This window comes from Aeromonas sp. R7-2 (genome assembly GCF_040908105.1).
Lineage (GTDB): Bacteria > Pseudomonadota > Gammaproteobacteria > Enterobacterales > Aeromonadaceae > Aeromonas > Aeromonas caviae.
In genome coordinates this window covers 1-14,499 of record NZ_JBFODC010000018.1, presented here as the reverse complement: position 1 = coordinate 14,499, position 14,499 = coordinate 1, and the positions used below count along the sequence as shown (strand labels likewise).

Sequence of the window (14,499 nt, the reverse complement as noted above, 5' to 3'; positions counted from 1 at the left end):
AGGGTTTTCATGGTAAAACTGTCATTTTTATGCGTTAAAGTGTGACTCACGTTAACTTTTAAACCCTTGGCTTTAGCTAGTATGCCCCCGCCGGAGCATATTCTGAGATAACAACAGCGCCGGTCCCCCCGATGGGATGACATTTTTTATTTGTAACGAAGGAAAATGGTTTATGGCTACCAAGAAGAAGACAGACCAGGATCTCCAACTGGATAAAGATCAGCTCAAGGCGAGTATCGTGCGTCACCTGCGTTCTACCTTGGGTACAAGCGAACAGAAAGCCTCTCCGGATGCCTGGTGGAAAGCGACCGCTGCCGCCGTCAATGAACAGGTGTACGAGCGCCTGACCCGTACTCAGCAGACTCACTTCAAGAAAGATACTCGTGCGATTCACTATCTCTCTGCTGAATTTTTGATGGGGCGTTTGACCTCCAACAACCTGCACAACCTCTCCCTCTACAAAGTCTGTGAAGAGGCGCTGGGTGAACTCGGTCTAGAACTGACCGATCTTTGCGAACAAGAGCCTGACATGGCCCTTGGCAACGGCGGCCTGGGTCGTCTGGCTGCCTGCTTCATCGATTCCCTGGCCACCCTGAACTACCCGGCGGTGGGCTATGGCATCCACTACGAGCACGGCCTGTTCCGTCAGGAGATCCAGGATGGTCGCCAGATCGAGCGTCCGGACTCCTGGCGCGAATATGGCAACCCCTGGGAGATCTGCCGCCCGGAATCGGTGCAGGAGATCCCGCTCTACGGCTACGTGGAGACCGTCTTTGGTGACAAGGGTGGCCTGAAGAAGGTGTGGCACGCCGGTCGCAAGATCAAAGGGGTGCCCTGGGACATTCCGGTGGTCGGCTTCGGTGGTCACACCGTCAACATCCTGCGTCTGTGGGAATCCCGCGCCTCCGAGTTCTTCGACTGGGACGTGTTCAACGCCGGTGGTTATATCGACTCCCAGGCCGAGAAGGCCCAGGCCGAGACCATCTCCAAGGTGCTCTACCCGAACGATGAGACCGACGCCGGAAAGGAGCTGCGCCTTATCCAGCAGTACTTCTTCTGCGCCTGCTCCATCAAGGACATCATGCGTCGCTACAAGCGGGTGCATGGCAGTGACTTCAGCAACTTTGCCGCGCAAATCGCCATCCAGCTCAACGATACCCACCCCACCGTGGCCATCCCCGAGCTGATGCGCGTGCTGGTGGACGAAGAGGGGCTGAACTGGGATACCGCCTGGGGCATCTGCTATCAGGTCTTCTCCTACACCAACCACACCCTGCTGCCGGAAGCGCTGGAGAAGTGGTCCGTCAGCCTGTTCGAGAAGGTGCTGCCGCGCCATCTCGAGATCATTTACGAAATCAACGCCCGTTTCCTGAACGAGCTGGTGGAGCCCAAGTGGCCGGGCAACGATGCCATCAAGGCCAAGCTCTCCATCATCGAAGAGGGTGACGTGCGCAAGGTGCGCATGGGCAACCTGTGCGTCATCGGCTCCTCCAAGGTGAACGGCGTGGCCGAGATCCACTCCAAGCTGGTGAAGGAAGATCTCTTCCCCGAGTATGCCGAGCTGTGGCCCGAGAAGATGTGCAACGTCACCAACGGCGTGACTCCCCGTCGCTGGCTGCTGGCCTGCAACCCGGAACTGGCCGAACTCTACAACGAGGTGGTGGGCAAGGAGTGGCCGCTGCAACTGGACAAGCTGCGCAGCGTGGTGAAGTTTGCCGACGACAAGGCGTTCCAGCAGCAGTTCATGACCATCAAACGCCACAACAAGGAGAAGCTGGTCAAGGTCATCAAGGCGGAAACCGGCATCGACGTGAGCGCGGAGGCGATCTTCGACGTCCAGATCAAGCGTCTGCACGAGTACAAGCGCCAGCAGCTGAACCTCATCCACATCATGGCGCTCTACCGTCGCCTGCTGGCGAACCCGGACTATGACATGCATCCGCGGGTGTTCATCTTCGGCTCCAAGGCGGCGCCCGGCTACAAGCTGGCCAAGGACATCATCTACGCCATCAACAAGCTGGCGGAGCGGGTCAACAACGACGCCCGTATCCAGGGCAAGCTGAAAGTGGTGTTCATGCCGAACTACCGCGTGAGCCTCGCCGAGAAGCTGATCCCGGCGGCGGATGTCTCCGAGCAGATCTCCACCGCAGGTTACGAAGCATCCGGTACCGGCAACATGAAGATGGCGCTGAACGGTGCCATCACCATCGGGACGCTGGATGGAGCCAACATCGAGATCGCCGAAGAGGCAGGTGCCGAGAACTGCGCCATCTTCGGTCTGAATGTGGACGAGGTGAAGTCCCTGAAGGCGCGCGGCTACAACCCGTATGACTTCTACTACGCCAACTCCGAACTGAAAGCCGTGCTGGACTGGTTTGATACCGACTACTTCACGCCGGGTCGCCCGGGGGAGCTGGCCTCCATCAAGCGCTCCTTGCTGGAAGGGGGAGACCCTTACCTGACCCTGGCGGATTTCGAGTCCTACTCCGAGGCGCACAAGCTGATCGACGCCTGGTACCGGGATCCGGCCCTGTGGGCGAAGAAGGCCATCATCAACTCGGCCACCATGGGCAAGTTCAACTCCGACCGCTCCATCCAGGATTACGTAGACCGGATCTGGAAACTGACGAGCTGCAGCGTCGGCTGATGTCTGCTCCAGTGAAAAACCCCGCGATGCGGGGTTTTTTTTCATCTGTCGGGTTGAGAGAGGCTCAGGGCCTGTCGACCACCCGGGTGTCCGCCGGCACCCGTTTCTTGCCGGTGATCATCGCCCTGACGAGATCGCCCCGTACCAGACGATCCAGGGCGATGACGGCCAGTACATGGACGAAGATGGCCACCTGCAGCCCCTTGGCAAAGAACTCGTGGATCTCTTCCATGCGATGGGTGCCGGAGAGAGGCCCGTATTCGGTCATGATCCCGCTGGCGGCGGTGCCGACAAGGCAGGTCAACAGCAGCAGTATCATCAAGGACCCCAAAGGATTGTGACCGGCATAGTAGGGGGGGCGCCCCTTGATCGTCTCCTTGAGATAGGTGATGACGCCGATCGGTGTCGGCAGCCACTGGGCGAAGCGGGCATGATAGGAGCCGATGAAACCCCATACGATGCGCAGTGCCAGCAGTCCGGCCAGCGCATATCCCGCATAGCGGTGGTTGCGCGCCCCCTCTTCAAGGATGAAGAGATTCAGCACGCACAACAGCACAGTGGCCCAGTGAAATCCCCTGACCACCGGATCCCATACCATGATTTCACGGTTGTTCTGCATCGTCTTTCCCATGAGGAGATCCCCTTGTCGTGATGTCCATGATCATCGCCATCGTCAGCCATGGCTGCGTGATGGCCGTTGTCAGCATCATGGAGGTGATTTCTTAAGTGCGAGTTAATGTCGCCGTGATGTCACGGGTAGGGAGTGCGGTGGTTTCGGGGCGAGAAAAAGCCCCGGCGATGCGGGGCTTGGAGGGGCATTAGGGGGCGAACCTCAGTGGAGGATATCCCCCATGAAATAGGCCAGCATGGTCAGGATGACGGTGAACACCAGGTTCAGTACCAGGCCGGCCCGCATCATCTCCCGCTGCTGGATATGGCCGCTGGCGAAGACGATGGCGTTGGGGGGCGTGGCCACCGGCAGCATGAAGGCACAGGAGGCGCCGACGGCGATCAGGACGGAGACCACGATGGGGGAGACCCCCAGAGCCTCGGCCACCCCGGCGAACAGCGGCACCAGCAGCGCGGCGGTGGCGGTGTTGGAGACCAGCTCGGTCAGGAACACCACGAAGGCGGCCAGGCAGAGCAGGATCACGAAGATGGGCATGGAGGAGAGGCCGCTGGAGAGGTGCTCCGCCAGGAAGGCGTTGGCCCCGGTCTGCTTGAGGATGGCGCTCAAGGTGAGACCACCCCCGAACAGCAGCAGCACGCCCCAGTCGGTGTTCTGGTTGATGTCATCCCAGCTGGCGACCCGGCTGACGGCGATGGCCAGGATGGCGCCCATGGCGATCAGGGTATCGAACTGGGGAATGCCGCCCAGCGCCTTGGCAAGAGGCTGGGATCCAATCCACAGCAGCACCGTGGTCAGGAAGATGGCCAGGGTCACCTTGCGCTGGCCTGTCCACTCGATGGTGACCTGCTCGGTGCTGACCTGGTGGGAGAGATTAGGACGGGTGACCAGATAGAGCAGGCCGATGCCTACCGGCATGAAGATGATCACCACGGGGATGCCGAACTCCAGCCAGTCGGTGAAGCCCAAGCCCATCTGGGCGGCGGCGATGGCATTGGGGGGGCTGCCCACCAGTGTGCCGATGCCACCGATGCTGGCGCTATAGGCGACGCCAAGCAGCACGAAGACCAGGGTGCGGCGCTCCTTGTGAACGTCCAGCCCTTTCAGCATGCCGAGGGCCAGCGGCATCATCATGGCCGCGGTTGCGGTGTTGCTGATCCACATGGAGAGGGCGGCCGTGATGGTGAAGAGCACGATGGAAGCCCAGCCCAGGTGTCCCTTGGCGAGCTGCATCACCTTGCCGGCGATCTGGGTGTCGAGTCCCTGCTTGGAGAGGGCTGCCGCGAGGGCAAAGCCGCCAAAGAAGAGGAACAGGACGGGGTTGGCAAAGTCGGTCAGCGACTTGCTCATGTCGAACACCCCGAGCAGGGTGGCGAGCACCGGGATGGAGATGGCAGTGATGGTGATGTTCACCGCCTCGGTCAGCCAGAGGATGGCGATGAAGATCAGGATGGCCAGCCCCTTGTTGACCATGGGGTCAAACGGGAGCCATGCCAGCATGGCGCAGAGCAGGAGCAGATCCAGGATGACGATCCCGGACTTGATGTCCAGCCAGCGTGAGGGGGGAGTCGGAGGTACAGCCGATGTGTGCATAACGTTCTCTCGGTTAATTTATGGTTGTTGTTGTGATGCCGAGGTTACATATATCCCCCTGTTTGAAACAGGGGGATATGGTCAAATCATGTGGCGACTCACAGAGTCAAGTGAAAATGGATCTTCAATCAAACAGAAATGAAACATTTTATTTTCATTTGACGGGGGAGGTGAAGGAGAGCAGCCACTCCTTGAACAGGCTCTTGGGCAGGGAGCCGCTGCGCTGTGCCAGGATCTCCCCCCGCTGGAAGACCATCAGGGGGTAGGAATGCTGCGAATGCCATAGCGACCTGCGATGGCGGCCTCCTGCTCGGTATCGAGTTTCACGAAGCGAAGGCGGGGCTCAAGCTCCCGGGCGACCTCCTGAAAGACGGGGGCAAACTGCAGGCAGGGGCCACACCAGCTTGCCCAAAAGTCCACCACCACCGGGATGTCGGACTGGATCAGGGCATCGAAGCTGGCCTGACGCCCCGCCACCGGGGTTTGTTCGAAGAGGGCGTGACGGCAGCGGCCACACTTCGCGTTTGAGTCTGCTTTTTCGACAGGCAGGCGGTTGCGGGTAAAGCATTGGCTACAATAGGTGGTGACAAGTGACATAATTGCTTCCTTATTTCATGGCCCGGCAACATCTTTATTGCAATCAGAGCGCCGACTAACGGTAACATAGCACTCAGTGGTTTTTCACAGTTGGCCTCCGGCCGTGACCTGATGTCACCGGATGGCCGACCATGACATGAGAATCGAGACGGGATGAAGAGTGTTGCACGGGGCAATCGTGTTGTCTTTGGCCTTATCATCGTATCGCTGGTGGGCTTTTCTGCCTATTGCTGGCAGTTGCTCAGCCAGCAGCAGCGTGCCTTCGATTTGAGCGTGGCGGCTGAGATGGTGCTCAATCGGGTCAATACCGATACCGTCTATCTGCTGGGGCGCGAGAAGGCCAGCGATGGCAGCGTACAGCAACGTCTGAGCCTGCTTTCCAGTCACCTGGACAGATTCGTCAGGCTGGTGCACGAGGATCCGGAGTCGGTGGACGACCCCGGCTCCCAGGCGTTGCAGCGGGACATCGACGGTTATCTGCTGGATCTCGCCAGGCTCTACACCATGGAGATGACCATCGAGTATCTGGCTCCCCGCTTCCAGGGCCAGCTCAAGGCGTTGCAAGGCACCCTGCCGGTCGGTGAGGCGCAGTACCGCGACCTGACCGAACTCATGCGCCTGCACCACTACCTCCGACGCAGCTGGGATCAGAACGAGCAGCGGCAACTGTTGCAACTCCAGCAGCACCTGCTTGACCGCTATGGCGAGCAGCCGAGGGTCGCGGCCCTCGTCCGGCTGGGCCAGGAGTTCAATCAGCAGGTGATGGAGTACCATCGCCTGCGCAATCAGGTGGTGGAGATGAAGGGGCTGAGCTCACTGCCCGCCTGGAAGCAGAGCAAGCTGGAGCGGGCCTCCTCCCTCAAGAGCCGCTTCTACCTGATGGTGCTGGGGGGGGCGCTGCTCTGCTTCTCGCTGGTGGCCGCGACCCTGTGGCGTCGCAACCAGAAGCTGAGCGAGCTCTCTCGCCATGCCGCGCTGCTGGCCCAGGCCAAGAGCGACTTCCTGGCCAACATGAGCCACGAGATCCGCACCCCCATGAATGCCATCATCGGCTTCAGCGCCCTGGCACTGCAAACCAGTCTGGATCCCCAGCAGCGGGACTATCTCAACAAGATCAAATCCTCGTCGGACACCTTGCTGCTGCTCATCAACGACATTCTGGATCTCACCAAGGTGGAGTCCGGCAAGCTGACCCTGGAGGAGATCGACTTCGATCTCAGCGAGCAGCTCGACTCCCTCGCCGCCATGTTCGCGGATCTGGCGGAGCGCAAGCACATCGAGGTCATCATCAACAAGTCTCCCGCCGTGCCCGACTTTCTGCGCGGGGATCCGCTGCGCCTCGGTCAGGTACTGGTCAACCTGGTGAACAATGCCATCAAGTTCACCGAGCGGGGCGAGGTGGAGGTGGCCATCACCCTCACCAGCCAGCATCCCATGCGGGTCTGTTTCAGCGTGCGGGATACCGGTATCGGCATCGCCCCGGAGAAGCAGGCCCAGCTGTTCCAGCCCTTTACCCAGCTGGAGGCGGGCAATACCCGCAAATATGGCGGCTCCGGGCTTGGCCTCAACATCTCCCAGCGCCTGGTGGGGCTGATGGGCGGGGAGATCACCGTGCAGAGCAAGCCCGGGGTGGGCTCCACCTTCCTGTTCGAGATCCCCATCTCCCAGGCGGTGTACGGGGTCTCGGGTCGCCGGGTCTTCTTCGATCACCAGCCCCTGATCCTGATGATGGATGACAACGAGCTGGTGCTGGAACTGGCCAAGGACATCCTGGGGCGGGCGGGGGCGTCCGTCATCACGGTCAACAGCCTCTCCCGCGCCCGTCAGGTGCTGCGGGAAGAGGGGCATCACATCCGCCTCGCCATCCTCGACTGGCGCATGGGTCAGGAGGATGGGCTGGACTTGGCCCTCGAGATGTACCAGCACAGCCAGTGGCGGCGCCTGCCTGTCCTGATGACCAGCGCCTGGTCCAGGGAGGGGCTGCACGGGCGGATGGAGAGCATGGGACTGACCCATTTCCTGGCCAAGCCCATGACCGAAAACGCCTTGCTGGCCAAGGTGGACGAACTGCTCAACGGCAGCTCCCATGACAGCAAGGTCCGCCAGGCGGAGGCCCAGGGGGATCAGCAGCAGTTCCGGGAGCTGCTGCGCGGTACCCGGGTGCTGCTGGCCGAGGACAACCGGGTCAACCAGCAGCTCATTCTGGAGTACCTGCGTCGGGTGGAGGCCAAGGTCACCGTGGTGGACAACGGCCGCGAGGCGGTGGAGCAGGTGGCGGAGCAGCCGTTTGACGTCATCCTGATGGATCTGCAGATGCCGGTGCTGGACGGGCTGGATGCCACCCGCCAGATCCGCAAGATGGTGGACAAGCACGATGTGCCCATCATCGCCCTCACCGCCAGCGCCATGCCGGGGGACAGGGAGCGCTGCCTTGGCGTCGGCATGAACGGCTATGTCACCAAGCCGGTGAGCAAGCTCGATCTCTACAACAACCTGCTGCAATGGGTGAAGAGCAGCGGCGGGGAACCCAAGGTGCCCATCGAGGTCAAGCCGCCGGCCCTCATGGGCGTGCTGGATCTGGAGGATGCCCTGCGCCGGCTGGAGCATGACAGGGAGGCGCTGCAGATCCTCTTCAAGCTGTTCCTCTCCGAGCACAAGGACGATCTGTGGGACATCCGCACCGCCCTGCGTCGCCAGCAGCCCGAAGTGGCGTGCCGCTTGCTGCATACCCTGAAGGGGGTCTCGGCCAACATCTCCGCTTCCCGCCTGCAACTGCTGGCCGGGGAACTGGAGTGGCGGCTGCGGCTGCAGGAGGAGCTGAGCGAGGGGGAGCTCAACCAGTTGCAGCAGGTCTTTACCCAGACCCGGGAGGAGGTCTCCCACTTCCTGCTTACCGGGGAGCAGCAGGAGTCGGTCGCCTTCCCGTTCTCGCCCCCCGACAAGCGGCTGTGAGGGAGGGGAAGTTAGCAATCGTTCTCAAGTCACCCGCTTCAGGCTATGATGACCCACTCGTTCGCCCCCGCCAGGGGGCGATTGTATTGAGCTTCTCTTCATGATCACGCGGCAGCGCGCCGCGACCAAGGACTTCTCTGTGAGCGTATTTTTGCGGCTTGGCTGGTTTTTCAAGGATCAGTGGCGGCGTTATCTGGTGGCCATCTCCCTGCTGATGCTGGTGGCCCTGTTGACCGTGATCCCCCCCAAGGTGGTGGGCTGGGTGGTGGATGGCATCGCCAAGGGTGACCTGGACAGCGGCACCCTGACCGGCTATCTGGCGGGGCTTTTTGGCCTGGGACTGCTTATCTACCTGCTGCGCTACGTGTGGCGGGTCATGCTGTTCGGTGCCTCCTACCGGCTCGCCTACGTGCTGCGCAACCGGCTGTTCAGCCACTTCACCCGCATGAGCCCGGATTTCTACCAGCGCCACCGCACCGGTGATCTGATGGCCCACGCCACCAACGACATCCAGGCGGTGGAGATGACCGCAGGGGAAGGGGTGCTGACCCTGGTGGACTCCTTCATCGTCGGCATCCTGGTGCTCTCCATCATGTGCAGCCAGTACTCCTGGCAGCTGACCCTGCTCTCCCTGCTGCCCCTGCCGGTGATGGCTTTCTTCATGAACCGCTTCGGGACCCAGATCTACAAGGAGTTCAAGGCGGCGCAGGGGGCCTTCTCCCGCCTCAACAACAAGACCCAGGAGGCCCTCTCCGGGGTGCGGGTGCTCAAATCCTACGCGGTCGAATCCCTGGAGGACGAGGGCTTTGCCGAGCTGACCCGTCAGGCGGGGGAGCGCAACATGGCGGTGGCCCGCATCGACGCCAAGTTCGACCCCGTGATTTACCTGTGCATCGGCTGCTCCTATTTTCTGGCGGTCGCAGGGGGCAGCGCCCTGGTGCTGCAAGACAAGCTGACTCTGGGGGAGCTCACCAGCTTCACCATGTACCTCGGCCAGCTCATCTGGCCCATGTTCGCCATCGCCTGGCTGTTCAACATCATCGAGCGGGGCAGCGCCGCCTACTCGCGCATCGAAAGCCTGCTGGGGGAGCGCAGCGACATCGAGGAGCCGGCCCATCCCGTTGCGCTGGCCTCGGCCTTTCCCCTGGGGGTGCAGGGGCTGGGCTACCGGTTGGAGCAGCGCACCCTGTTGCAGGGGGTGGATGTCACCCTGCAGGCTGGCGCCATGCTGGGGATAGTGGGACGCACCGGGGCAGGCAAGAGCTCCCTGCTCAAGCTGCTGATGCGCCTGGCCAACCCCACGGCCGGGGAGATCCGCATGGGGGAGGTGCCCATCTCGCAACTGTCGCTGGGTGAGCTGCGCAGCCAGTTTGCCTATGTGCCCCAGGAGCCGTTTCTGTTCTCCACCACCATCGCGGCCAACATCGCCCTGGGCCGCCCCGAGGCGAGCCGGGAGGAGATTGAGCGGGTGGCGCGCATCGCCTGCGTGCACGACGACATCAGTCGCTTCCCCAAAGGGTATGAAACCGAGGTGGGAGAAAAGGGGGTGACCCTCTCCGGCGGTCAGAAGCAGCGTCTGGCCATCGCCCGCGCCCTGCTGCTGGATGCCCCTATCCTGGTGCTGGATGACGCCCTCTCGGCGGTGGATGCCCACACCGAGCAGCAGATCCTGCTGGCCCTCAAGGTCCACAAGCGCACCCTGGTGCTGGTGAGCCACCGCATGACGGCGGTGGAGCAGGCGGACGAGATCCTGGTGCTGGAGCAGGGCGCGATCAGCGAGCGGGGCCGTCACGAGACCCTGATGGCCAGGAACGGCTGGTACGCGGACATGGTCCGCTACCAGCGCCTGGAGCAGGACGTGGAGGAGAGCCTGTGAACAGGATGACAAGACCCCAGGCACCCCTCACCCCTCTCCCGACTCCCGCGAGCGGAGAGGGGAGCAAAGAGAGTCAATTCCCGTGGAACGTTGCGCTGGAGGCAAGTCTGTGAATCCAACCATCAAACGGCTGCTCGCCTACTGCGCCAGCTACCCCCGCTGGCTGGTGCAGGCGGGCATCTGCCTGCTGCTCGCCACCGGCGCCGAGGTGGCGGGCCCCTTGCTCATCAAGCTCTTCATCGATGACTACCTGGCGCCGCGCCGGCTGGAGTGGGGCATCATCGCCGCCCTTGCCGCCGGTTATCTGGGGCTGCAGGTGTTGTCGGCGGCCGGCTTCTATCTGCAATCCCTGCGCTTCAACCGCATCGCCCAGGCGGTGGTACAGCGTCTGCGCGAGCAGGTGTTCGCCACCGCCATCCGCCTGCCTGCCCGCTATTTCGACAAGCACCGCTCGGGATCCCTCATCTCCCGCATCACCAACGACACCGAGGCGATCATGAACCTCTATGTCCAGGTGATAGGGCTTCTGGTGCAAAAAGTGGTGCTCCTGTGCGGCATTCTGCTCTCCATGGCGCTGCTGGATCTGCGCCTGATGCTGGTGTGCGCCACCCTGCTGCCGGCGGTGGGGGCCGTGATGTGGCTCTACCAGAAACTGAGCGTGCCCGTGGTGCGGGCGACCCGATCCTTGCTCTCCGACATCAACAGCCGTCTCAACGAGTCGTTGCAGGGGATGCCGGTGATCCAGGCAATGGTGCAGGAGCGCCACTTCGCCAATGCCTTTGCCGGGGTGAACCAGCAGCACTGGCAGGCGCGGATCAAGAGCCTCAAGATCAACGGCATCCTGCTGCGCCCCCTCATCGATCTCTTCTACATGATGGTGCTCATCGGCCTGCTGGCCCTGTTTGCCCACGAGGGGCTGAGCACGGCGGGGGCCATCCAGGTGGGGGTGCTTTACGCCTTCATCAGCTATCTGGGGCGGATGATCGAGCCCCTCATCGAGATGACCAACCAGCTCAACCAGTTGCAGCAGGCCATGGTGGCGGGGGAGCGGGTGTTCGCCCTGCTCGATGAAACCCGCGAGAGCACCGACGGGGAGGTGCGCCCCCTGGAGGGACGGGTACGCTTCGACGGGGTGGGCTTCTCCTACGACGGGGAGCAGCAGGTACTGCAAGATGTGAGCTTTGCCACCCGGCCGGGCCAGATGCTGGCGCTGGTGGGCCACACCGGCAGCGGCAAGTCCACCATCATCAGCCTGCTGATGGGTTTCTACCCCCTGGATCGGGGGAGCATCCACTTCGATGATCACCCCATGAACGGCCTGGCCCTCTCGGCGGTGCGCCGCTGCATCGGCCTGGTGCAGCAGGATCCCTTCATCTTCGTCGGCACCCTGGCCGAGAACCTGCGCCTTGGGCGTGACGGCATCGAGGATGGGCGGCTCTGGCAGGCCCTGGAGGAGGTGCAGCTAGCCGATTTCGTGCGCCGCCTGCCCGATGGCCTGGCCACCCTGATGGAGGAGGGGGGCAAGAACCTCTCCGCCGGCCAGCGCCAGCTGCTCTCCTTTGCCCGCGCCCTGGTGGGGGATCCGCGCATCCTCATCCTGGACGAGGCGACCGCGAGCGTGGACTCCCAGACCGAGCTCGCCCTCTCCCAGGCGCTCTCGGCGGCGCGCCGTGGCCGCACCACCATCGCCATCGCCCACCGTCTCTCCACCATTGTGGATGCCGATGAAATCCTGCTGCTCTCCCGCGGGTGGGTGAGCGAGCGCGGTACCCACGGCGAGCTGATGGCGCTGGGGGGACATTATGCCCAGCTGTTCGAGATGCAGAGCCAGGGGGCCTGGCTTGAAGAGAAACGGGCCTGAGGCCCACCTAAAAAAACAGCCGGCATCTGCCGGCTGTTTTTTTGACTGGCGGGGTTACACCGTGGCCTTGCTGCGGCTGACCTGCTTGGGCTCCAGGGGCGGGAAGTCATCGTTGAAGAAGGTATCCGCTTCTTCAATTTGTGCCTTGCGCTGCTTCTGGATGAAGTTGTCGAAGTCGCGCTTGATCTCGGGGTCCTTGAGGGCCTCGTAGTCGAACACGTTGGCGGCATAGAGGTAGTTGAAGTAGATGTCGACGAACTCGGCGCTGGCACAAGCGGAGGTGAACTTGCTGTTCTGGCGGTCGAAGTTGACGCGGTACTGCTTGATCTTCGGCACATAGACCAGCTCGTTGCCCACCTTGAACACTTCCACAGTGACCCCCACCGTGATGGTCTTGTAGAAGTCCTTGTTGTTCTCCACCCCGAAGCGGATGGCATCCCCCTGCTTTTGCAGGAACTTGTTGAAGCTGGCCAGCGCCGTGGTGCCCTGGCTCACCACCACGTCCATGATGAAGTTGATGAAGTCGGTGGCGATGCTGAGCCCCTTGATGTGGCGGCTGTAGCTCTGCTGATCGATCTTGCTCGGCCCCATCAGGGGGATCTTGGAGAGGGCCCTGGCCCAGAGATCCGCGTCCGTCTTGTACTGCTCGCCATAGGCTTCGGCGTAACGGTTGATGTAGGCGGTGACCACGGAGGTGATGGCGATGAGGTAGGCCTTCTGTTCCGCCAGCTTGGCCATGACGGCGGGATCGTCCAGCAGCTCGTTGGCCACGATGAACTCCACCAGACCGTCCTTGTCGGCATAGGGATCATTGCCCACCGCCCGGACGGTGTCGGGCAGATTGACGTCGTTGAAGAAGGCCTCGGCCTCGGCAAACTGATCATGGTTGCTCAGGCGGTTGGCCGGTGCCTCGCGCACCAGCTGGCAGAGCACCAGCTCGGCCTCGTAGTCCGACTCGCGCCACAGGGGGGCCTGCAACTGGTTGCCGAAGGTCTTCTTGTAGGCGAGGTTGAAGTCAAACAGCACCGAACTGCAGCCGCAATCCATGGCGAAGTCGACGGTGTAGCTCAGCGGCCCGGTGGGCAGGGGCTTGCTCATCTTCCCCTTGGCGCTGAGGTTGGCATAGCACTTGAGGTACTCCCGGCCAAACAGCTCGTAGGCACGGTTGTTGTTGAAGTTGAGCTAGAAAGTACCGGCGCTCTCGCCCCCGTTGAACAACTGTTGCACGTGACTCATCTCTCTATCCTTATGGTGAGATTGGTAGACGGGTTGACCCGGTGCCGAGTGGCTACTTCCGGGCCAGCAACAGCCTAGCGAGGGAGAGGGGGTTTGGTTACTGCGAATTATCCCAGTGGCGGGGGCGGGATCCTGGGCTAGCCCCCTGACGGGGAGTATTTCTCGTTGTGTTTCATTCGGATATGGCTGTCATGGTCCCGTCATCCGGGGCGGGACCTTGAAAAAAATCGGAAAAAGGGGAAAGAGAGGGGCGACCCGGGGTCAGGAAAGGCCGGTTTTATCATTTGCCAGACAAATAGAACCTGGCCATTGCATGAATTTTGCAAATACCCTTTGGGGGTCCGCTCACAGGGATGGCACGGGAGGCTTGTCTATCGGGAAGCAGGCTGGCAACATTTGCGTCACATTCACTCATCGGATCAGTTTGCAATGGACCTGCAACGCCTCAAAGCCAACCTCGCCCTGCGTCTGTTCGCCTGGCGCTACATTCCCGTCATTGGTTTTTGTGCCCCCGTCATCGAGCAGATGGACGCCAGGGCGCTGCGCATCCGCATTCCGCTGGGCTGGCGCACCCGCAACCACCTGGGCAGCATGTATTTCGGGGCGCTCGCCACCGGTGCCGACCTGGTGGGAGGGCTCCTGGTCATGGAGAAGGGGCGGGCGCGGCGCAAGAAGGTGCATTTTGCCTTCAAGGATGTGCAGGGGGAGTTTTTGAAGCGCCCGGAGGGGGACGTGCAGTTTGATTGCGCGGCGGGGGAGCTTATCGATGCCATGATCGACGAGTCCCTGGCGAGCGGCCAGCGCATCAACCGTCCCATCCAGGTGGTAGCCACCTGCCCATCGCGCAACGGCGACGAGGCCATGGCCCGCTTCGTGCTGACCCTCTCCATCAAGGCCAGCTGAAGGCCAGAGGGCGCTTGGCGCCCTTGTTCAAGCCGGGATCAGAGGATCTCGGGATTGATCCCTTCCTTCCCGACCACCTTCATGCCGTTGAAGTTGACCGCCCGCTCGGCCACTGTGCTGGGTAGCGCTTGCGTGGCAGGGCGTCAGGATCAGAGGATCTCGGGGCTGACGCCTTCCTTCACCACGACCTTCATGCCGTTGAAGTT

General features: G+C 62.0%; 8 protein-coding genes and 1 pseudogene. 5 read left to right on the top strand and 4 right to left on the bottom strand.

Features of this window, described 5'->3' with window-relative positions; all coding sequences use genetic code 11:
• The first annotated feature begins 172 nt into the window (after positions 1 to 172).
• A complete protein-coding gene (locus tag AB5Y47_RS04385; RefSeq protein ID WP_045524561.1) occupies positions 173 to 2,647 on the top strand; it encodes a glycogen/starch/alpha-glucan phosphorylase in 2,475 nt (824 codons plus the stop codon).
• 64 nt (positions 2,648 to 2,711) lie between these two features.
• Here the strand turns inward: AB5Y47_RS04385 and AB5Y47_RS04380 are convergent, their stop codons facing one another.
• The 3 genes and pseudogenes from AB5Y47_RS04380 to trxC form a co-directional block, all read right to left on the bottom strand.
• The gene (locus tag AB5Y47_RS04380) at positions 2,712 to 3,278 is read right to left on the bottom strand and encodes a cytochrome b/b6 domain-containing protein (protein WP_368219885.1); all 567 of its coding nucleotides are present in this window, start codon (positions 3,276 to 3,278) and stop codon (positions 2,712 to 2,714) included.
• A gap of 201 nt (positions 3,279 to 3,479) precedes the next feature.
• Positions 3,480 to 4,868, bottom strand: a complete 1,389-nt coding sequence (locus AB5Y47_RS04375; protein ID WP_043155181.1) for a DASS family sodium-coupled anion symporter — start codon at positions 4,866 to 4,868, stop codon at positions 3,480 to 3,482.
• A gap of 154 nt (positions 4,869 to 5,022) precedes the next feature.
• Positions 5,023 to 5,465: pseudogene (gene trxC, locus AB5Y47_RS04370) on the bottom strand (thioredoxin TrxC).
• A gap of 153 nt (positions 5,466 to 5,618) precedes the next feature.
• Between trxC and AB5Y47_RS04365 the strand changes: the two are divergent.
• From AB5Y47_RS04365 to AB5Y47_RS04355, 3 genes are all read left to right on the top strand, one after another.
• Positions 5,619 to 8,417 (top strand): response regulator, encoded by a 2,799-nt coding sequence (locus AB5Y47_RS04365; RefSeq protein ID WP_045524566.1) that lies wholly within the window; start codon positions 5,619 to 5,621, stop codon positions 8,415 to 8,417.
• 139 nt (positions 8,418 to 8,556) lie between these two features.
• Complete coding sequence (locus tag AB5Y47_RS04360; protein ID WP_103243058.1) at positions 8,557 to 10,293, top strand: ABC transporter transmembrane domain-containing protein; 1,737 nt, start codon at positions 8,557 to 8,559, stop codon at positions 10,291 to 10,293.
• A gap of 109 nt (positions 10,294 to 10,402) precedes the next feature.
• Complete coding sequence (locus tag AB5Y47_RS04355; RefSeq protein ID WP_368219883.1) at positions 10,403 to 12,154, top strand: ABC transporter transmembrane domain-containing protein; 1,752 nt, start codon at positions 10,403 to 10,405, stop codon at positions 12,152 to 12,154.
• Positions 12,155 to 12,208: 54 nt separating this feature from the next.
• Here AB5Y47_RS04355 and AB5Y47_RS04350 read toward each other — a convergent pair whose 3' ends face one another.
• Entirely contained in the window at positions 12,209 to 13,252 is a 1,044-nt protein-coding gene (locus tag AB5Y47_RS04350; protein WP_368219881.1) for a hypothetical protein, read from the bottom strand.
• 567 nt (positions 13,253 to 13,819) lie between these two features.
• Between AB5Y47_RS04350 and AB5Y47_RS04345 the strand changes: the two genes are divergently transcribed.
• Positions 13,820 to 14,293 carry a DUF4442 domain-containing protein gene (locus tag AB5Y47_RS04345; protein WP_010674883.1) on the top strand — a complete coding sequence of 158 codons (474 nt, stop codon included), beginning with the start codon at positions 13,820 to 13,822 and terminating at the stop codon, positions 14,291 to 14,293.
• Positions 14,294 to 14,499: the final 206 nt, after the last annotated feature.